This is a genomic window from Phenylobacterium sp. (genome assembly GCF_004799515.1).
In the GTDB taxonomy this organism is placed as follows: domain Bacteria; phylum Pseudomonadota; class Alphaproteobacteria; order Caulobacterales; family Caulobacteraceae; genus Phenylobacterium.
On record NZ_SSMX01000004.1, the window covers coordinates 123,775 to 143,497 of the forward strand.

The window sequence follows — 19,723 nt, forward strand, 5'->3', positions numbered from 1 at the left end:
GTCTTCCGCGCTTCGCCGTCAAGCCGCCTGCGCGCGGCGCCGCTAGGCGAGCGTCGTGGCGATCCGCGCCCCGGCGACCAGCATCCGATGCACCGGGCAGTTGTCGGCGATCTGGCCCAGGCGCGCGATCTGCTCGGCGGAGAGCTCGCCGGCGACCGAGACTGCGACCTGGAAGGTGTCGTGCGGCGCGAGGTCTGGATCGACCGCGTGGGTCACCGCCACGTCCACGGCGCCCACCGGCCAGCCCTTGCGCGCCGCATAGAGGCGCAGCGTCTGGGCCACGCAGGCGGCCAGGCCCGCCGAGACCAGCTCGTGCGGCGTGGGGCCCAGATCGAGGCCGCCGCTCTCCAGCGGCTGGTCGGCGACGAACCGCGCCGGCCCGGCGCCGATCAGCATCTGCATTCCGCCCTGGCCCGGATCATACGCTGTGGCGGCGCGCGCGGCGGGTTCGGTCATGTGGCGATCTCCTCAAACGGCAGGGATAAGGTGGCGGCGGCGCAATCGCGGTTACGCGGCGTTTCAGCGTGCCTCTGCTTCGGTGCGGTTTGGAGACGAACCGGATACGAACCGGCCCTACTCACGCCCCGGACGCCCTCGAGTTTGGCATTGTTCGGCGCGGCGTCCTTCCTCCCCCCAAGCCCGTCCCGCCGCACACCAAGGAAAGGCTCCGCAAGCCAGAACCCCCAAGGTCCTGCGGCGCCACCAGCGGCCCCTCCGTCCCCACGGGGGGGCCGTTTTCCGTTTTGCGGCCCAGGGAACGCGAGGTGAGCCCGCCCCGTTGTCGCTGTCTCGCGTGTGTCGCGTATCCAGGAGGACCCGAGATGACCGGCCAGCCGCATCCTCAATCCGATCCCATCAAGCCGAACCCGGAGGCGCCGCGTCCGCCGCAGCAGGGCAAGGACATAGGCCCCAAGCTCGGCCGCGACCAGCCCGGCCGAGGCCTCGACACCGGTGTCGACATCGGTTCCATCCAGCCCGGCGCCAGCGGCGACTCCGCCGCCCTCGACGACTAGGCCACACCCATACCGCTCGTCCCGGCGAAGGCCGGGACCCAGATGGAATGGCGCAGTTGTGGGCTCTACGAATTCGGAGCCCATTCCCGTCAGTTGCTCAGCTTTGAGATCTGGATTCCGGCCTTCGCGGAATGAGCGGGGAGAGGCCAAATTTGCGCCCTACGCCGGCTCGCCCGCGCGCATATGCGGCGGGCCGCCGGCGGCGACCATGGCGGCGAACTCCTCGCGGGAGTTGACCTTGGGCATGGACGTGTCCGGGACCGCCACGCCCAGGAAGCCGCAGAGCGGCGCCCAGCCGTCGCTGACCCGATAGACCAGCAACCGATCGGCCGGGATGGTCTCGCGCACCGTGCGGTTATGCGCCAGGTAGACCGAGATCACGTGGTCGCGGTCGTGCATGCGAACGTCGAACAGCTCGTAGATCACCTTGCGCAGCATGCGCAGGAACGGCGCCTCGACGTCGGCCGGGATGTCGTTCTTGAAGATCGTCGCTTGGGTGGACTCGAACCAGTCGTCCGGATCGCGTTCGGTCAGGATCACCTTGGCCTCGGGATAGGCCGCCGCCAGCTCCCGGTAGAAGGTGGCGCTCGGCCAGTCGACGGTCGCGCTGTAGCCGGCGAAGATCTTCGCCCAGTCGGCCCGCGCCGGATCGAGCGCGGCCTCGTACCACCAGTCCGGGGCGGCCGGGTTCTTGAAAACCTCGATCATGTGGTAGCAGGGCCCGAGACCCAGCGCCTCGAGCGCCAGCTTCAGGGACATGGTCCCCGTGCGGCCGAAACCGGCCCCGATCACCTTCAATGTCATGCGCCCCAAGCCCCCGACGGGCTGCCGTGTCCAAAGCCCGCTGCAAGCTTGGCCTGAAGTTCTGCGCCTCACAAGAACAGCGTTCGATTGACTTCCGAAACAGGCGCGGCCTTGAGTCCCGCCACCTGAAGCGCAACGGACGGACGCGGAAGATGGCCAGACACGACAGCATCCTGGGCACGGTTGGAAACACCCCTGTGGTCCGGATCAACCGCCTCGCGCCGCAGGGCGTGAACCTCTACGTCAAGCTCGAGGCCTTCAACCCGCTGGGCTCGGTCAAGGACCGCCTGGCCCTGGGCGTCATCGAGGCGGCCGAGAAGTCCGGCGCGCTGAAGCCCGGCCAGACGGTGATCGAGGCCACCAGCGGCAACACCGGCATCGGCCTCGCCATGGTCTGCGCCGCCAAGGGCTATCCCCTCGTCGTCACCATGGCCGAGAGCTTCTCCATCGAGCGGCGCCGGCTGATGCGCTTCCTGGGCGCCAAGGTGGTGCTCACCCCCGCCGCCCACCGCGCCACCGGCATGCTCTTGAAGACCGAGGAGCTGGCGGAGACGCACGGCTGGTTCATGACCCGCCAGTTCTCCAACGAGGCCAACGCCGACTTCCACTCCAAGACCACGGCGGTGGAGATCCTTGACGACTTCGCGGGCGAGCAGCTCGACTACTGGGTCACCGGCTACGGCACCGGCGGCACCCTGAAGGGCGTCGGCCGCGTGCTCCGCGAAAAGAGCCCCGCCACCAAGATCGTGGTCTGCGAACCGGCCGACGCGGCCCTGATCGCCAGCGGCGAGCCGCAGGCCCAGAACCCCGACGGCTCCCCCGCCGCCGGCCATCCGGCCTGGAAGCCGCACCCCATGCAGGGCTGGACCCCGGACTTCATCGCCAAGCTGGCCGGCGACGCGGTGAGCGGCCACCTGATCGACCGCCTGGAGCAGATCGCCGGCCCCGAGGCCATGCGCCTCAGCCAGGAGCTCGCCAAGCAGGAAGGCATCTTCTGCGGCATCACCTCCGGCGCCACCTTCGCCGGCGCGCTGAAGGTCGCCGCCGAGGCGCCCAAGGGAACGACCATCCTGGCGATGCTGCCCGACACCGGCGAGCGCTATCTCTCCACCCCGCTCTTCGCCGACGTCCCCGTCGACATGACCGAGGAGGAAGCCGCCATCTTCCGCTCCACCCCGATGTTCGCCGACCAGCCGGCGACCTAGCGGACGACCCTGCCCCCATGCCGTCCGCCCTCGACATCGCGGTCCGCCGGGCGCGCGCGGACGACGATCCGGTGCTCCGGGCGATCCTGCACGACACCTATGAGAGCACCTGGCGGCCGCAGCTGACCCCCGCCGCGGCGCAGGCCTTCCGCGACGAGGACCGGCCGGCAGCCTATGTCGCGGCGCGCGGCGGCCAGTTCTGGATCGCCGAGCGGGACGGCGAGGTCATCGCCTTCGTGGATTGGGAGGCCGACTTCGTGAATGCCCTGCACGTCCGCTCGGCCGCCGCGCGGACCGGCGCCGGCCGCCGCCTGATGGACCAGGCCGAGGCCGGGATCGCGGCCGCCGGCTTTGCCGCCGCGCGCCTGGAGACCGACACCTTCAACACCCGCGCCCGCGCCTTCTACGCCGCCCGCGGCTACCGCGAAGCCGACCGCTATCCCGACACCGAATGGGACAGCGGCCTCACCACCCTCCTGCTGGTGAAGGCGCTGCGCTAGGGCGCGCGACCGCTAGGTAGAATCCACGGATCGCCCGGCGCCGGGGGCTTCGATATGTTCGACCCCAGCAGTCACCAGGGCGGCTCCAGTCGGCGTCACAGAGCCCCCCACTGCCAGCGACCGCCAGTAGGAGCCGTCCATGTTCACGGTCTTGACCTGCATCGCAGATCAACATGACCCGAGACTGCTCCTGGTCGCCCTGGTGATCTGCGTCCTGTCGGCGGCCACGGGCCTGTCCATCTACGCCCGGGCCGCGGCGACCCGCGGGGTCGCACGCACAGCCTGGTGCGCGTTCGCCGGCTTCGTCACGGGTTGCGGCGTGTGGGCGACCCACTTCCTGTCGATGCTGGCCTACCAGGCCCGCCTGCGGATCGCCTATGACTTCGACCTGACCGCGATCTCCCTCGCCGCGGCGATCGCCATCCTGTCCTGCGGTTTCTTCATCGCCGCGCGCAGCCGGAAAACCCCGGGCCGGATGCTGGGCGGCGCCACCCTCGGCGCCGGCGTTGTGGCCATGCATCTGGTGGGCGAGGCCGCCGCGCGCGGACCGGTCATCCTGCAGTTCGACAGAGGCCTCTTCGCCGCCGCGTTGGTGATCGGGCCGATCCTGGGCGCCGCCGCCATGGCGGTCGTCGGGCGAGGCGCGCTGGTGCGGCGGATCTGGGCCGGCGCCGGCCTGCTGGTCCTGGCGATCTGCAGCCTGCATTTCGCCGCCACGGCCGCGATTACGCTCGCGCCGGATGCGGTGCTGGCGGGGCCGGACGCGGCCTCGGCCCGCATGTCCCTGGCCTTCGACGCCGGCGCGGTCGCCAGCTTGGTCCTGATCACTGCGATCGCCATGCTGGCCGTGTCGCGGCTGAGCGCCCTGGCTGCGCTGTCCAGCCTCCACTCGGCCCTGGACGAAGCGCCAAGCGCCATCGGTTTCTTCGACAGCAAGCAGCGGCTGACCTTCTGGAACCAACCCTATGCGGAGCTCTTCGAGGTCTTTGGCCTGGAGCCGGCCGTCGGCCTGCGTTTCGACACCATACTGGCCGCCGCGATGGCGGCGGGCGTGCCCTACAGGGCCGGCCATGAGGCGGCGCAGGCCGGCGCCTTCTCCTGGGACAATCCCCCCGACGAGCTCGAACTTCCCGACGGCCGGGCGATCCATGCAAAACTGGGCCCGACCCGTGATGGGGGCATGGTCGCCGTGCTGGTGGACGTGACCCAGGCGCGCCAGGCCGAACGGCTCGCCAATGAGGCGCGCGAACGCGCCGAGGCGGCCAACCGGCTGAAGAGCGACTTCCTGGCCACCATGGGCCATGAGATCCGCACCCCGCTGAACGGGGTCCTGGGCATGGCCCATGTGATGGAGGCCAGTCCCCTCGAACCCGCGCAACGCGAGCGGCTGCAGGTCATCAAGACGTCAGGGGAAAGCCTGCTCGGCCTGCTCAACGACATGCTGGACCTCGCCAAGATTGAGGCCGGCTACATGAAGCTGGATGACTCGGCGTTCGACTTGGAGGCGACGCTGCGGCAGGCCTGCGAAAGCTTCGCCACCATGGCTGCGGAGAAGGGTGTGGCATTCGACTTCTGCCTCGCCCCGGCCGCCGCCGGACAATGGCGCGGCGATCCCAAGCGGATGCGCCAGGTGGTCGCCAATCTGGTCGCCAATGCCGTGAAATTCACCGCTACCGGCGCGGTTGGCGTCGTCGTGGACACCACGGAAACGGGCCTGCGCATCGTCGTGCGGGACACCGGCATCGGCATGAAGCCCGAGCAGATCCCGCAACTCTTCGAGAAATTCACCCAGGCGGACAGCTCCAGCACCCGGCAGTTCGGGGGCACCGGGCTGGGCCTGGCGATCTGCCGTGAATTGACCGAGCTGATGGGCGGGACCCTGACGGCGGACAGCATTGAGGGCCAAGGCTCGATCTTCACCTTCGAAGCCCCGCTCGTCATCTTGGCGCCGGCCGACGCCCCGCGGCCTGAGCCCGCGAACAAGCCACAGCCCGGCGGACGGCTGCGCGTCCTGGCGGCGGAGGATAATCTCATCAACCAGAAGGTCCTGGCCGGCCTGTTGGAATCCGTGGACGCCGATCTTGTGATGGTCGCCGATGGCGAGGAAGCCGTGGCGGCCTATCGCCAGGGCGGCTTCGACGTGGTGCTGATGGATATCCGGATGCCGAAGATGAGCGGCATCGAGGCGACCAGGGCCATCCGCGCCTGGGAAGCTCAGCACGGCCTGCCGCAAGTCCCGATCCTGGCGGTCACCGCCAATATGATGACCCACCATGTCGCAGGCTATCTGGCCGCGGGCATGGACGGGGTGATCGCCAAACCGATCGAGCTGAAAAAGCTCCTGGCCGCCCTGGCGGAGATCTCACCCCTGGCGCGCGCCGCCTAGCGGCCGCCGGCGACCAACGGCTCGACCCCCGCTGACAGCGCGATCCGCACCGCCGCCGAGAGGCTCCTGGCGTCCAGCTTGTCCATCACATTGGCCCGGTAGATTTCGACGGTCCGGACGCTGATATCGAGCTCATAGGCTATCAGCTTGTTGGGCAGGCCCGCCAGGAGACCCCGGAGGACCTCAGACTCGCGGCGGGTGAGCTTGGCGACTCCGGCCTTGGCCTGGGCGGTCATCGCCCGGTCCTCCGTGGTCGCCTCCAGCTTGACGAAGGCGTCATGGACCGCCTCGAGCAGCTGGTCGTTCAGGTAAGGCTTTTCGAGGAACTCGAAGGCTCCGTGCTTCATGGCGCGGACCGCGATCGAGATGTCGCCCTGGCCGGTGAGCACGATGACCGGGAAATTGATCCCGCGGTCGGCCATCCGGCGCTGCACCTCCAGGCCGTCCATCTGCGGCATGTGGATGTCGAGCAGGACGCAGGCGGGAATGGCGGGGTCGACCTTGGCCAGGAATTCGACGCCGGACGCATAGGCGGTGACGTTGTAGCCGGAGGCCCCGAGCAGCAGATCGGCCGATTCCCGGACGTCGTCGTCATCGTCCACGATGTGAAGCGTCCGCCGGCTAGGCATGCTGCAGCTCCTTTGTCGCCAAGGGGATCGTAAAACGGAAATCGGCGCCGCCGCCCCTTGGGCAGGGCTCCTCCAGCCACATCCGTCCGCCATGGGCCTCGACGATGCGCCGGCAGATCGACAGGCCGACGCCCATGCCGTCGTTCTTGGTCGAGACGAAGGGCGAGAAGAGCCGCGTGGAAAGGTCGGGCGCGACGCCTGGACCGCTGTCACGGACCGAGACCTCGACCATGCCGCGCTTGGCCGCAGTGCTGATGGTCAGGATGTGGGGCTTGGGCTGGTCGCGCATGGCCTCATTGGCGTTGCGCACCAGGTTGACCAGGATCTGCTGGATCTGGATGCGGTCGGCCAGGATGCGGGCGGCCTTGGGCGAGAAGTCGAAGCACACCTCGATCCCGTCGGCCTTGGCGTTGGGCGCGCCCAGGGCCACGGCGTCCTCGATCAGCCGGTCGAGCTGTTCGATGCGGGCGTCGGCCTCGCCACGGGCGATGAAGTCTCGCAGCCGCCGGACGATCTCACCGGCCCGCACCGCCTGGCCCTCGGCTTGGTTGGCGGCGCGGACGATACGCCCGCGCGCGGTCTCGTCGAGTTCGCGGCCGCCATCGCTCAGCATGATCTTCAAAGCGCCCACCGAGTTACCGATCGCGGTCAGGGGCTGGTTGAGCTCGTGCGCCAGGGCCGCGGCCATCTCGCCCATGGCGCTGAGCCGGGACACATGGGCCAGTTCGGAGCGCAATTGCGCCAGGTGATCGCCGCGCAGCGCCAGCTCGGCTTGGGCCTGCCATTCCTCGGTTACGTCGCGGTAAACGGTGATCGTGCGCTCGTGAACCCCCGCCGCCGAGTAGAAAAACCGCCGCACGCCGTGCAGGCGTCGGACCTCGCCGTCTGGGCGCCGGATGGTCACGTCGTCGACGACGTAGGGGCGTCGTTCCGCGACCGCGGCGTCGGCCAGGCGAAGGACCTCATCGAGGTTCTCAACGACCATCCGGCCACGGATGCCGGACAAGGACCCGTTCATCTCCCCTGGGCCGACGCCGAAGATGCGCTCCAGTCCTTCATCGGCGATGAGCCGGTCGGCCAGGACATCGCTGTCGCCGATGCCGAGGTCGTACCCGCTGATGGCGAGGGTCAGGCGCTCCTGGCTCTCGCGCAGCGAGGCCTCGGCGAGCTTCAGATCGGTGATGTCGCTGATGGTGCCGACGACGCGATCCTCTTCATCCGAGGCGCCTTTCTGGAGCACCCATTGCAGGGCCACCCAGCGAACGGCTCCGGTCTTGGTCCAATGCTGAATCTCGCCACGCCATTCGCCATGGTCCCGGATGGCGGCGCGGGTCGCCTCGCGGACAGACGCGCCTTCGACATTGAGGAATTCGCCGGGCCGGCGGCCCAGCACCTCGGCGGCGGTCCAGCCGTAAAGCGCCTCGCACGCGGCCGGCCAGTGCCGGAGCTTTCCGTGGCCATCGACGATCATCACGGTCGACCGTTCCAGCGCCTTGGCGAGGCTGTCCCGCTGGGTCCGCTCCCGGCCCAGCATCTGCGCCGCCCAGAAGGCCAGGAACAGCAGGGCCACCGCGCTTAGCACGATGATCAGCAGCATCCGCACATCCGGCCCGTAGAGATCGGTGCGCACGCCGATATTGGCGAGCGTCCCGAAGGCGATCGGGATGAGAGCCACCGGCGTCAGCAGGCGCGCCATGCGGCCCTGCTCGCCACCGCTGGCGACCAGCCGCACCCAGCCGGCGTCGCGCTTCAGGATCAGGGCGCCGGCGCAAAGCGCGCCGACCCCGACGGAGGTGTTGAGCGCGATGCGCAGGCTCTGGTGCAGGATCGTCAGCTGCGAGGGATCCTGTAGCAGGAATGGCAGGATCGACAGGCTGGCGAGCAGGGCGCCGAGGCTGGCGGCGCTAAGGGCCAGGAGCTTCAGCCACCGCTGGCGCACTCCCACGCCCAGCAGCGAGGCGGCGTAGAGCGCGATCACCGCGCAGGTGATGAGGCTGGGCCGCCCCGGCCACAACGGCGACGGCCGCTGGGCGAGCACCGCGCGGCGGTAGAGCATCAGGTCGATCGGGACCGCGTGGGGCGAAGCGTAGGCCGCGAGCCAGATGGCGCAGGCCGCCAGAAGCACCACGCCGGCGATGCGGGCGAGCCAGCGCCGGCCGACCGCTGCGCCAACGAGGCCCGTCGCACCGATGATCAAGGCGACGGCGGTGGTCGGCTGCAGCGCGATAGCGCCCACCACCACCGAGGTCAGCACAACATTGCCAGTCTGCCAGCCGAGGAGAGCGGCGAGCGCGATGGTCACGACACCGATCGCGATGAAGACCACGAATCGCTCCGGCCGCCGCAACCGCTGCGCGACTCTTAGGTCCATAAATACCCCGAACGACGTTATATTTCGATCAGAAGGACATAGGCCGACGATCTATGCCAGTCGCTTTCTTGTCGCAGCGCCTTCTTGTGCCGGAGAGCAGAACGAATTCTGTCAGTGACTCCAAGGTTTAGACTGTTTCAATCTGAAATCTTACCAAGCACTGGGCCGAGGATAACGCGTTTTGCGAACTCCGGCCTCTGTAGTTTCCCTGGGTTGGGGCGTTTCCGAGCGCCTTCTAGACTCCCGGCGTCGCCTGGTTTTCCGCATTCCGCGGCCGGGCGGTGGGACCCAGCAGCGTGCCGGCAGCGTCGAAGCCACAGGCGAGCGCGATCGTGGTTGTCCGCGACCAGGTCTTGGCGGCCTCGCTGGAACTCGCCCTGCTGGCCGGCGGCCTGAACGCGGTCCTCTTCGACCCGGCGCAAGGCCTGGCCGGCTTGCCGCTCAACATCGCCATGACTCTGATCGTCGACCACCAGGTGCTGACGCCGGACCCGGCCGCCTTCGTCGCCGGCCTGCGGGCGCGGCCCTGGGACGGCCTGGTCGTCCTGGTCACCGGCGACGCCGAGACCTTGCGGACGGCCTTCGAACGCTCGCAGCGGGTGGCCATCCTGGAAATGCCCTTCGTGGGCGCCGACCTCATCGGCGCCATCCGGGCGGTCTGGCCACCCGAGATCCCGCCCCGCGCGCCGCCATAGGCGGCGATCAGGCGTTCCAACCTCCGTCGACGGTGAGGTTTTCGCCGTTCGTGAACGAGGCCTCGGGGCTGGCCAGGTAGGCCACGGCGGCGGCGATCTCCTCCACCTTGCCGAACCGCCCCACGCTGGTGAGCTTGACCATGGCGGCATGCTCGTCCGTCCCTTCGTTCGGGCTGAGATCGGTGTCGATGGGGCCGGGCTGCACGCCGTTCACCGTCACGCCGAACGGGCCGAGCTCCCGGGAAAGGCCGCGGGTGAAGCCATGCAGGGCGAACTTGGTCGCGACATAGAGCGTCACCCCACCCATCGGCGCAGCTTCCCCGAAGGCCGAGCCGATATTGACGATGCGGCCCCAACCCGCCTTCGCCATGCGCCGGCCGGTTTCCTTCGCGAGCGCGATGGGGGCGCGGACGTTGACGTTGAAATGCTTGTCGTAGGCGTCGTCCGGCTGGTCCAGGAACGGGCCGTAGCCCACCGTGCCGGCGTTGTTGACCAGGATGTCGAGCCGCCCGCCGAACCGGCCGCCGAAGGCGCCGTCGATCGAGGCGATCAGGGTCTTCACGCCGTCCGGGCTGCCGAGATCGGCGCCGACGGCTTCGGCCTCACCGCCTTCGCGCCGGATGTCCACGACGACCGCCTCGGCGCGCTCGGCGCTCGACGCATAGGTCACGATGACGGCGGCGCCTTCCCGCGCGAGGCGGGCCGCGACGGCGGCGCCGATGCCGCGCGAGGAGCCGGTGACGAGGGCGAGCTTGTTTTCCAGAGGTCTGGACATGTCGGTGATCCTTGCTGGCGACGCCGTGTCGCTGGGGAGAAGGTGGATCATGCCGAAAGGGGACGGTATCCGTACGAACGGAACAAGATATATACGTTCTGGGTATGAGTGACCGATTCCAGGAGCTCGCAATCTTCGTCCGCGCCGCGGAGACCGGGAGCTTCTCCCGCACGGCCCGGGAGCTCGGCGCCACCCAGCCCTCGATCTCCCGGACGATCGCGGCCCTGGAGGCCCGGCTCGGCGTGAAGCTGTTCCTGCGGACCACGCGGCGCATCACCCCGACCGACGCGGGATCGGTCCTTCTGGAGCGCGCACGGCACATCCTGCCGGAACTCGAGGACGCCGAGGACGCCGCGCGGGGGACCGACAGCCTCCGGGGCCTGGTCCGACTGGCGATGCCCGTGGCGTTCGGGATCCGGGAGGTGATCCCGCGCCTGCCGGCCTTCCTCTCCAGCCATCCCCAGCTGAGGATCGATTTCGCCATGGCGGATGGCGCGGACGACCTTGTCGCCGAGGGCGTCGACCTGGCGCTGAGGCTGGGGCCGCTCGCGGATTCCGGGTTCGGAACCCGCAAGCTCGCCTCAGCGCCCCGGCGCCTGGTCGCGTCGCCCGCCTATCTCGAAAGACGCGGCGCGCCGGCCGCGCTGGCCGACCTCGCCGGGCACGACGGTATCTTCGGCCCCGGGGGGTCCGGACGCAGAGGCTGGGCGGCCCTTGAAGATTGGCGCGGACAGGCCGCCCCCGTGACGGAACGATTCAACGTCACCTCGGCGGAAGGCGTCGTCGCGCTGGCCAAGGCCGGCCTTGGCATCGCGATCGCGTCGCTGTGGATGTGCCGCGCCGAACTCGACGCCGGCGACCTGATCCCGATCCTCCCGGACCTCCCCTTGAGTCCCGCCGAGGCGCACGCCGTCTTCCCGGCGGGACGCCAGCCGTCGCGCAAGGTGAGGGTTCTGACCGACTACCTCGCCATGGCGCTGCGAGATGCCCCATAGCGCCCACGCCACGCACCGGCCCCGGGACCTATTCCCTTCCGACGCTGGTCGATCCGACTGACACCAACTACGTTCATTACACCGGCGTCTTCACCGGGTCGGGGTCCGACACCATCACCTTTTCGGACGAGGATCTCTTCGGCTACTGGAGCCTGGACAATGTTTCGGTGACGCTGGCCTCCGTGCCGGAACCCGCGGCCTGGGCGATAATGCTCCTGGGTTTCGGCTTCGCCGGCAGCGCCCTTCGCCGCCGCCGGACGCTCGCCGCGGCCTGAGCGCGGTCCTGGGGGCGCTCTCCGCAGGGGCCTATTCGTGCCTGCCGGCGCTTCGTCACGGGGAGCGGGCATGGCCGCCGAAGGCGCGCGCGGCCTTGGAGGTCATTTCGCTTCCCGAACCAGATCGATGAACGCCCGCAACCGCGCCGGCATGTTGCGGCGGCTGGGATAGTAGAGACAAAGGCCCGGATAGGCCGGCGACCAGTCCTCCAGCACCGCGGCCAGCCGCCCGGCGGCGATGTGCTCGGCGGTGGCGGAATCAGAAAGGTAGGCCAGCCCCTGGCCGGCCAGGGCGGCTTGCAGCATGAGGTCGCTCTCATCCAGGGTGAGGTCGCCGGGCACGTCGAGCTCCAGGCTCTGCCCGCGCTTCTCGAACTCCCAGCGGTAGATCGCCCCGCTTGCCATGCGCGCACGGATGCAGCGGTGTGTCATCAGGTCCTGCGGCGCCTTCGGCCGCGCGCGGCCTTCGAAATAGGCCGGGGAGCCGACGACGATCGAGCGCATCGTCCGCGTGATGGGCACGGCGATCATGTCCGGCGGCACGAATTCCGCGAGCCGCACGCCGGCGTCGAAGCCCTGGCCCACGACGTCGACCAGGGCGCCTTCGGTGACGACCTCGACGCTCACCTGCGGGTAGAGCCGCATGTACTCGAAGATCAAAGGCGCCAGGATCATGCGCGCGGCGCCCGGCGCCATGTTCCTCGATCCGCGCGATGGCCGCGCCGATCGCCGCCAACGCCGGCGCGACGTCAGCGACGAACTGCTCGCCTTCCGCCGACAGGGCGACGCTGCGGGTCGTGCGGTTGAACAGGCGCACGCCCAACCGCGTCTCAAGCGCCGCCACCGCGTGGCTGAGCGCCGAAGACGCCATCCCCAGTTCGCGCGCCGCCGCTCGGAAGCCGCCGCTGCGCGCCACCGTCACCACCGCTTCGAGCTCGATCTGGCTGGCTCTCATTGCGCGATTTTCTGTATCAGTCTGTGCCGACTTGATCGGCTTATCAGATCATCCGCGCGGGGTCACCTTCCTGGGCATCGGACAAGGAAGGAGCCCCCTATGCACACCCTCGACAGGATCTACATCGACGGCCAGTTCGTCACGCCGCACGGCGAGGAGCTGTTCGACCTCTTCAACCCCGCCACCGAGGCGCTGATCGGCCAGGTCCGCCTGGGCGATGCGCAGGACGCCCGGGCGGCGGTCGCCGCGGCCAAGCGGGCTTTCCCCGCCTTCTCGCGCACGACCAAGGCGGAGCGGATCGCGATGCTGCATCGCCTGCACGACGCGGTCGCTCCGCACGCCGAGGCCTTGGCCGCGGCCATGGTCGCGGAATATGGCGCGCCGGCCTATTTCGTGGACTTCTCCGCGCGGCGTTCGGCCAGCGTCTTCCTCGACATGGCCAAGACGCTGGAGGACTTCGACTTCAGCCAGACCATCGGCCGGGCCGAGGTCACCCTGCAGCCGCTGGGCGTGGTGGCCGCGATCACCCCCTGGAACAGCAACTACGGCTTCATCTGCGGCAAGCTCGCCGGCGCGATCGCCGCCGGCTGCACCATCGTCGTCAAACCCAGCGAGATGAGCGCCACCCAGACCGACGTCCTGATGCGGGCCCTGCACGAGGCCGGCCTGCCGCCGGGGGTCTTCAACATCGTCAACGGCCGCGGTGAGGTGGTCGGCGCCGAACTCACCTCGCACCCCAACGTCGCCAAGGTCACCTTCACCGGCTCGACCCCGGTGGGCCGCGCCATCCTGCGCGCCGCCTCGGAGACCATGAAGCGGGTGACCCTGGAGCTGGGCGGCAAGGGCCCGAACATCATCCTGGAGGACGCCGACCTGGAGACCGCGATCCCGACCGTGGCGATGATGGGCTTCGGCAACAGCGGACAGGCCTGCGTGGCGGGCACGCGGATCCTGGCGCCGAGATCGCGCCTGCCGGAGATCCTGGAACGGCTGAAGACCGCGGTCGCGGCCCTGAAGGTCGGCGAGGCCACCGATCCGTCGGTGATGATCGGCCCGATGGTCAGCCAAAAGCAGTGGGACCGCGTGCAGAGCTATATCCGCCTGGGCCAGGAGGAAGGCGCCCAACTGCTGGTCGGCGGCGAGGGTCGGCCGGACGGGTTGGATCGCGGCTGGTTCGTGCGGCCGACGGTCTTCGTCGGCGTCAACAACGACATGCGCATCGCCCGCGAGGAGATCTTCGGCCCGGTGCTCAGCGTCATCCCCTACGAGGACGAGGACGAGGCGATCGCCATCGCCAACGACACCACCTACGGCCTGCAGGCCTATGTGGCGAGCTCCGACCTGGACCACGCCCGCGCCGTGGCCGATCGGCTGGAAAGCGGCCGGGTGGTGATCAACGGCGCGCCGCACGAGCCGCTCGCGCCCTTCGGCGGCTTCAAGCAGTCCGGCATCGGCCGCGAGTACGGCCGGTTCGGGCTGGAGGCCCACCTGGAACCCCGCGCAGTTCTTGCGTGACCCCGAAGCGGCGGGCCCGAGGGGGATCCTCGGGCCCGGACCGGCTTGGAGGTTCGGGACAGCCTCGAGCGAACGTCGGCCGGGCGCCGAAAGGCCCGCCAAGCGTGGGCCATCAAGCGGTCAATGAGCACCAACGGACCTGCCGGCGTTCCAGAGTAGGCCGCCGAGGATCACGGCGATGGCGAAGAGCGCCGGAACGTCGCCCATCAGATGCCCCATGTGATTCATGCCGTCCGTCATGCCGAAGGACTGCTGCGCCATGATTGCGCCATGCACGAGACTGGACGCAGCCGTGAACCAGATCAGGCTGCGATTGCTGAGTGGATCGCGGGCGGCGAGGATGAGGAAGATCCCCAGCACGGCGTAAACGCCGACGATCATCATGTAGTAGTCGTTCGAGAAGGGGGCGCCTTGATGCCAGGCCCAGCCCGATGGCCAGACGATCGAGAGCGGATAGATCAAAAGGAAGGCAACACCAAAAACGACAAGCATAATCCTGAGAAGTGACAATGTGTTCATGGCGCAACCTCCCAATCTGTGGAAATAACATGCCCGCGTGGATGCTACGGTGACGACTCCCATACCATAACCGAACATTGCAAACGCACCCGATCCCGCAAATTTCGATCGGCCGCCTTCTCTTTCACCCGAACGTTCACGCAGACTGGAACCCAGTCACTGGCGCCCGACCGCCAAGCAGACCGCTTGAACGTCCACAAAGAGCCACTCGCCGAAGCTCGTGGGCGTCCCTGTGAACAGCCCTCAGTCCCGATACCGCGTGACGGCATCGCCCAGCGCCGCCTTCAGGGGGGCCAGCCAAGGCTCGTAGTGGGTCCACTGGTCGAGGCCGTCGCGGAAGATCGGCTGGCGGACCTGTTCGGAGCTGGGGGTGCGCACGCTGCGCCGGGTCTTGTGGAAGTCGACGCAGGCCTGCTCGAACGGCAGGCCGCAGTGGTCGAGAAGGCGGCGCACGCTGCCCTCCAGGTCGTCGATGACGTCCTCGTGCTGCACGCGCAGCACCCGGCCCGGCAGCACCGCGTCCCAGTGGGCCATCAGCTCCAGATAGGTGCGGTAGTAGCGGGCGATGTCGTCCGCGCCGTAGGTGAACTCCTGGCCGTTGGCGAACAGCTGCTTGAGGTTGGAGAAGCAGCAGCTCATCGGGTCGCGCCGGGCGTCGATGATCCTGGCGTTCGGCAGGATCAGCGCGATCAGGCCGATGTGCCGGAAATTGTTCGGCATCTTGTCGATGAAGAAGGCCCGTCCGGTGCGGTAGACGGCCGTATCGGCCAGGTAGCGCGCGCCCATCTCGCGCACCTGTTCGGCGCTGAGGTCGGCGAGCGCCGCCGGATAGCGCGGCTGGTCGGGGTCCGGATTGAGCCCCTGCACCTCCAGCACCAGGCGCTGGATGTCCGACAGCTCCTGGGTGCCCTCCACCTGAGAGTGCGAGGCCAGGATCTGTTCGATCAGGGTCGAGCCCGCGCGGGGCAGCCCCAGGACAAAGATCGGGTCGGGCCGCGGATCGCCCCATCCACTCCGTATACGGAAGAACTCGCTCGCGCAGGTCTGGATCTGCATCCGCGTGTTGGCTTCAATGACCTCCGGCGCGTAGCGGCTTTCGGAGCGCCGGAGCGCATTGCCGCGCTCGTAGTAGAGCCAGGATTCGGCGAACTCCCCGCGGTCCTCCAGCGCCTTCCCCAACGCGAAACAGAGGTGGTAGCGGTCGATAAGCCCGGTGGTCTCCACCGCCTCCTCTCCGCGCATCCGGGCGATCTCTTCGTCCGTAAACCGATAGGTCTTGAGGTTCGCCAGGCTCCAGTAGGCGTCGCCGAAGTTTGGCCGCGCGGCCGCTGCGGCGCGGTAGGAGGCGATCGCCTCGGGCAGGCGGCCGATGGTCTTCAGCGCATGGCCGGCCCACAGGGGCACGTCCCACGACCCCGGCGCGTCGGCCAGCATGCCGCGGTAGATCTCGATGGCGTCCTCGTGGCGTCCCAGGCCGATGGCGGCGGTGGCCGACAGCGTCCGGTAGTCGAGGTTCTCCGGCGCCTGCGCCAGCAACCGGTCGATCTCGATGACCGCGGCGGCGTACCTCTGCCGTTTGATCAGGGTCTGGGCGTAGTCGTAGCGGGCGGCCTGGTAGTCGGGGGCCAGCGTCAGCACCGCCGCCAGCAGCAAGTCCGCCTCGTCCAGCACATCGTGCGCCAGGGCGATGCGGGCGAGTAGGCGCATGGCCTCCGGGTGGTCGCCGTGGCGCAGCAGGAAGGCGCGGACGATCTGCTCGGCCGGCGCCAGGTCGCCGTCGGAGAACAGGCTGGTGGCGGTCACGATCTCGGGCGGCAGGGCGGCCAGGGTCGCCACATGCTGGGCGGCGGTGGCGGCGTTGGCCGGCTCCCCCACCATGCCGTAGAGACCCTGCAGCATCTTCCAGCTCGCCGGCAGGGCGGGGTTGATGTTCACCGCGATCAAGAGGGCCTCGATCGCCCCGGGCGCGTCCTTCAGCTGCACCCGGCAGAGGCCGCGTTCCTGGTGCAGGCGGCTGAAGGCGGGCTGCAGCCGCTCCAGGCGCGCCAGCACCGCCAGCGCGTCCTCCACCCGGCGCAGGTGGCGCAGGCTGACCGCCGAGATCAGCAGGAGGTCGCGGTTTTCCGGCCGGTCGGCCACGCGGGCCTCGGCGCGCGCCAGGGCCTCCTCGTGGCGGCCATCGGCCTGCAGCCGCCGCAGGTGCGCGACCTCGTCCTCGACGGACATCTCGGGCGCGGGGTCGACGGTGACGGACATGGACGGCCAGATGAAAAGGGGTGGCATTGCCTGCCACCCCTCTCCAACAGTTCTGTGACAGTCAGCCTTTAGAAGGCCTCGGTGAACCGCACCGTCACCGTCCGCGGCCGCAGCGGCACGTCGGAACGGATGAACTGCGCGGTGCTCGAGAAGGTTGAGGCGTGGCTGTCGCCGAGGTTCTCGCCGATCAGGCGCACCGACCACTTGTCGTGGCTGACGCCGACCGAGGCCCCAAATTCGGCGTAGGCCGGCAGCACGAAGCGCAGGTAGGTGGTGTCCGGGATCGGGTTCTCGTTCGGCGCGGTGGTGGGCGTGTAGTTGGCCGGCTGGGTGAACATCTTGCCCACATAGTTCACGTCGGCCTGCGCGAAGACCTTGTACTCGTCGACCGGCGCCCACTCGTAGCGGGCGACGAAGTTGCCCTGGAACTTCGGCGCGTAGGCGGACACGCCGCCCTTGACGCCGTACGGGTTCACGAACGGCTGGCCCTTCACCTCGGTGATGCACTGGCCGAAGGTGGGCGAGGCCGGTTCGTTGTCGGTGAGGCAGGGCGAGTTCGACTGGGTGTTGTCGTTGTAGGTCGCCGAGCCTTGTAGGGTGAGTTCCTCGACCGGGCGCGCCACGAACTGCAGCTCTGCGCCCTTGATCGTGTAGCTGGGGCCGTTGACCAGGAAGGTCGTGTTGCCCAGGCAGCACGGCTGGTAGAGCGCGATCTGAACGTTGTCCCATTCCATGTAGTAGGCGGACAGGTTCACCTGCAGGCGGTGGTCGAGGAGCTCCTTCTTGAGGCCGACTTCGTAGTTGGTCAGGGTGTCGGGGGCGTAGGACACCGGCGAGGCGAACTGCGGGACGCCGTTCTCGTCGTCGGCGGTGTTGCGGCCGAAGCGGCTGAAGCCGCCCGGACGGAAGCCCTCCGAATAGGTGAAGTAGACCAGGGTGTCGGTCATCGGCTTCCAGGTGACGTTGCCCCGGCTCTTGAAGCCGCTGAACCTGGATTTCAGATGCTCGGCGTTGATGTTGACGTCCGGCGCGCAGACCAGGACGTCGAGGCAGCCGCTGTTGGTGTGGTAGACCGAACCGGTCTCGTCCTCGTCGTAGTTGAAGTAGCGGGTCCCCGCCGTGACGGTCAGGACGTTCGGGATGATGTCGAAGTCGAGCGAAGCGAAGAAGGCGTACTGGGAGTAGCCGCGCTGCACCTCTTCACCGAAGCCGGTGTTGTCGGGGCGGACGCCCGGGGCGTTCGTTGTCGAGCCCGGGAAGGGCGCATCGTTGCCGAGGCAGGGCAGGCCGCCGCCGAGCGCGTTGGCCAGGTTGTTGCCCTCGCCGCAGGCCGGCACGGTCTTGTAGTTGAAGTCCATCGTGTCTTCGATGCGGAAGTTCTCGTAGTAGGCCCCGACCAGGCCGCGAAGGCGCCAGGTGTCCGGCGTGCTGGCCCGGACTTCCTCGCTGAAGTGGGTGTTTTGAACCTGGTCGTGCCAGCTGGTGATCGGCGAGTAGCAGGTCAGCGGGGTGCCCTTGCCCAGCAGGCCCGAGGTGCCGCCGGTGCACTCGTAGTACTGGCCGTAGAGCGTCCGTGAATAGTTGGTGTAGTCCATCTGCTGGTTAATGTGCCGGGACATATAGCCCCCGGTGTAGACCAGCTTGAAGTCGCCCAGCTTGCCGTTCACGGTCCAGGCCGTGTTGTTGAAGCTGTCCTTGTCGTAGGTCGGCGTGAAGGCGGTGATCTCCAGCGGCTTCAGGGGCTGGAAATCGGACCCGACGGGGTAGGTGCTCGAAAGCCCTTCCGCGTCCATGGTCTGCAGGCTCTCGGTGATGAGGGCGTTCCAGTCGTTGTTGAAGTCGTAAAGCACCTCGACCCGGCCGCCCACGTGCGTGACCGGGTTCCAGTCCTTCTTCGCCACGGCGTTGTTGTTGACCTGCTCCTGGGACGCGTTCGGGATCGTGCACCCGCCGTGCTGGGTCCCGGCCGGCAGGCCGTTGGGGCAGATGCCGTTGGTCGGCTTGATGCCGAAGTAGGAGTTGTTGTCCTGGTTCGACCGGGTGAAGGTCGAGGGCACGTTGTCGATGTAGCCGCCCTGCCGGTCGTTGTAGATCACCGCGCGGACGCCGAGCACGTCCTTGATGATCGGGATGTTCAGGACCGCGGTCAGGCTGGTGTTCGGATCGCCGCTGTGGGCCATGACGCCGTAGCTGGCGTCCACGCTGCCCGCGAAGTCGTCGAGCTTGGGCTTGTTGGTGATGTAGCGCACCACGCCGGCCTGGGCGCCGCCGCCGAACAGGGTGCCTTGCGGACCCTCCAGGATCTCCACCCGCTCCATGTCGGCCAGGAACAGGTCCAGGTTGCGCGACGGGAACTGCATGGACTGTTCGTCCAGGTAGAGGCCGACGTTCGGGAAGTTGCCGACCGTGGCGCTGGACTGGCCGCCGGCGAAACCGGCCGAGAGGCCGCGCATGAAGATGTTGCCCTGGCCGGGGCCGTTCTTGGCGAACTCGACGTTGGGCGTGAAGCGGAACAGGTCCTCGACCGTGTCGATGTTGTTGTTCTGCAGGGTCTTCGTCGAGAAGGCCTGGATGGTCATCGGGACGGTCTGGATGGTCTCCTCGCGGTGCTGCGCGGTGACGACCAGCTCTTCGATGGTGGCGTTGTTGTCCGACGACGCCGCAGCCGCCGCAGCAGCAGCGGCGTCCGCCGCCGCGGCCGATCCAGCCGCGCCAGCCAGGATCGCGGCCACGGCGCAGGAAACTAGGTACCTGGTCTTCATGTTGAGCCCCCGAGACATCGCCGCGCAGAACCGTCCGTATGCGCGGCCTATGATGGAGCTGGGCTATG

The 19,723-nt window shown here is 68.5% G+C and carries 17 protein-coding genes and 1 pseudogene; 8 read left to right on the top strand and 10 right to left on the bottom strand.

Features of this window, described 5'->3' with window-relative positions; translation table 11 throughout:
• Positions 1 to 42 precede the first annotated feature (42 nt).
• Positions 43 to 456 carry an OsmC family protein gene (locus tag E8A49_RS02600; RefSeq protein ID WP_293376043.1) on the bottom strand — a complete coding sequence of 138 codons (414 nt, stop codon included), beginning with the start codon at positions 454 to 456 and terminating at the stop codon, positions 43 to 45.
• Between the two features lie 365 nt (positions 457 to 821).
• On the opposite strand from E8A49_RS02600, the gene E8A49_RS02605 reads away from it, so the two are divergent.
• Positions 822 to 1,013 carry a hypothetical protein gene (locus E8A49_RS02605; RefSeq protein WP_293376045.1) on the top strand — a complete coding sequence of 64 codons (192 nt, stop codon included), beginning with the start codon at positions 822 to 824 and terminating at the stop codon, positions 1,011 to 1,013.
• Between the two features lie 159 nt (positions 1,014 to 1,172).
• On the opposite strand, the gene E8A49_RS02610 is transcribed toward E8A49_RS02605, so the two are convergent.
• On the bottom strand, positions 1,173 to 1,817 hold the full coding sequence (locus tag E8A49_RS02610; protein ID WP_293376047.1) for a sulfotransferase family protein: 645 nt from the start codon (positions 1,815 to 1,817) through the stop codon (positions 1,173 to 1,175).
• 152 nt (positions 1,818 to 1,969) lie between these two features.
• Here E8A49_RS02610 and E8A49_RS02615 point away from each other — a divergent pair, with 152 nt between their 5' ends.
• From E8A49_RS02615 to E8A49_RS02625, 3 genes are all read left to right on the top strand, one after another.
• Positions 1,970 to 3,022, top strand: a complete 1,053-nt coding sequence (locus E8A49_RS02615; protein ID WP_293376049.1) for a PLP-dependent cysteine synthase family protein — start codon at positions 1,970 to 1,972, stop codon at positions 3,020 to 3,022.
• 17 nt (positions 3,023 to 3,039) lie between these two features.
• On the top strand, positions 3,040 to 3,522 hold the full coding sequence (locus tag E8A49_RS02620) for a GNAT family N-acetyltransferase (protein WP_293376051.1): 483 nt from the start codon (positions 3,040 to 3,042) through the stop codon (positions 3,520 to 3,522).
• Between the two features lie 139 nt (positions 3,523 to 3,661).
• A complete protein-coding gene (locus E8A49_RS02625) occupies positions 3,662 to 5,908 on the top strand; it encodes an ATP-binding protein (RefSeq protein ID WP_293376053.1) in 2,247 nt (748 codons plus the stop codon).
• Here the strand turns inward: E8A49_RS02625 and E8A49_RS02630 are convergent.
• Together E8A49_RS02630 and E8A49_RS02635 are read right to left on the bottom strand one after the other, a co-directional pair.
• Positions 5,905 to 6,537 (bottom strand): response regulator, encoded by a 633-nt coding sequence (locus E8A49_RS02630; RefSeq protein ID WP_293376055.1) that lies wholly within the window; start codon positions 6,535 to 6,537, stop codon positions 5,905 to 5,907. The genes E8A49_RS02625 and E8A49_RS02630 overlap by 4 nt on opposite strands.
• Complete coding sequence (locus tag E8A49_RS02635; protein WP_293376057.1) at positions 6,530 to 8,863, bottom strand: PAS domain-containing sensor histidine kinase; 2,334 nt, start codon at positions 8,861 to 8,863, stop codon at positions 6,530 to 6,532. Before E8A49_RS02635 ends, E8A49_RS02630 begins: the two co-directional genes overlap by 8 nt.
• 377 nt (positions 8,864 to 9,240) lie before the next feature.
• On the opposite strand from E8A49_RS02635, the gene E8A49_RS02640 reads away from it, so the two are divergent.
• The gene (locus E8A49_RS02640; RefSeq protein WP_293376059.1) at positions 9,241 to 9,603 is read left to right on the top strand and encodes a hypothetical protein; all 363 of its coding nucleotides are present in this window, start codon (positions 9,241 to 9,243) and stop codon (positions 9,601 to 9,603) included.
• Between the two features lie 7 nt (positions 9,604 to 9,610).
• Here the strand turns inward: E8A49_RS02640 and E8A49_RS02645 are convergent, their stop codons facing one another.
• Positions 9,611 to 10,378, bottom strand: a complete 768-nt coding sequence (locus E8A49_RS02645; RefSeq protein WP_293376061.1) for an SDR family oxidoreductase — start codon at positions 10,376 to 10,378, stop codon at positions 9,611 to 9,613.
• 104 nt (positions 10,379 to 10,482) lie between these two features.
• On the opposite strand from E8A49_RS02645, the gene E8A49_RS02650 reads away from it, so the two are divergent.
• Positions 10,483 to 11,373 (top strand): LysR family transcriptional regulator, encoded by an 891-nt coding sequence (locus E8A49_RS02650; RefSeq protein WP_293376063.1) that lies wholly within the window; start codon positions 10,483 to 10,485, stop codon positions 11,371 to 11,373.
• A 182-nt stretch (positions 11,374 to 11,555) separates the two neighbouring features.
• Positions 11,556 to 11,648 (top strand): PEPxxWA-CTERM sorting domain-containing protein, encoded by a 93-nt coding sequence (locus E8A49_RS23110; protein WP_366928777.1) that lies wholly within the window; start codon positions 11,556 to 11,558, stop codon positions 11,646 to 11,648.
• 102 nt (positions 11,649 to 11,750) lie between these two features.
• Here the strand turns inward: E8A49_RS23110 and E8A49_RS02655 are convergent, their stop codons facing one another.
• Both E8A49_RS02655 and E8A49_RS02660 read right to left on the bottom strand, forming a co-directional pair.
• Entirely contained in the window at positions 11,751 to 12,344 is a 594-nt protein-coding gene (locus tag E8A49_RS02655) for a LysR substrate-binding domain-containing protein (protein ID WP_293376065.1), read from the bottom strand.
• A gap of 127 nt (positions 12,345 to 12,471) precedes the next feature.
• A pseudogene (locus tag E8A49_RS02660) lies at positions 12,472 to 12,603 on the bottom strand (LysR family transcriptional regulator); the annotation flags it as partial.
• A gap of 99 nt (positions 12,604 to 12,702) precedes the next feature.
• Here E8A49_RS02660 and E8A49_RS02665 point away from each other — a divergent pair.
• Positions 12,703 to 14,118 (top strand): aldehyde dehydrogenase family protein, encoded by a 1,416-nt coding sequence (locus tag E8A49_RS02665; protein ID WP_293376067.1) that lies wholly within the window; start codon positions 12,703 to 12,705, stop codon positions 14,116 to 14,118.
• Between the two features lie 120 nt (positions 14,119 to 14,238).
• On the opposite strand, the gene E8A49_RS02670 is transcribed toward E8A49_RS02665, so the two are convergent.
• From E8A49_RS02670 to E8A49_RS02680, 3 genes are all read right to left on the bottom strand, one after another.
• Positions 14,239 to 14,637 (bottom strand): DUF6632 domain-containing protein, encoded by a 399-nt coding sequence (locus E8A49_RS02670; protein ID WP_293376069.1) that lies wholly within the window; start codon positions 14,635 to 14,637, stop codon positions 14,239 to 14,241.
• Between the two features lie 243 nt (positions 14,638 to 14,880).
• Complete coding sequence (locus tag E8A49_RS02675) at positions 14,881 to 16,920, bottom strand: sulfotransferase (RefSeq protein WP_293376071.1); 2,040 nt, start codon at positions 16,918 to 16,920, stop codon at positions 14,881 to 14,883.
• A 41-nt stretch (positions 16,921 to 16,961) separates the two neighbouring features.
• Positions 16,962 to 19,655, bottom strand: a complete 2,694-nt coding sequence (locus tag E8A49_RS02680; protein ID WP_293376073.1) for a TonB-dependent receptor — start codon at positions 19,653 to 19,655, stop codon at positions 16,962 to 16,964.
• Between the last annotated feature and the right edge of the window lie 68 nt (positions 19,656 to 19,723).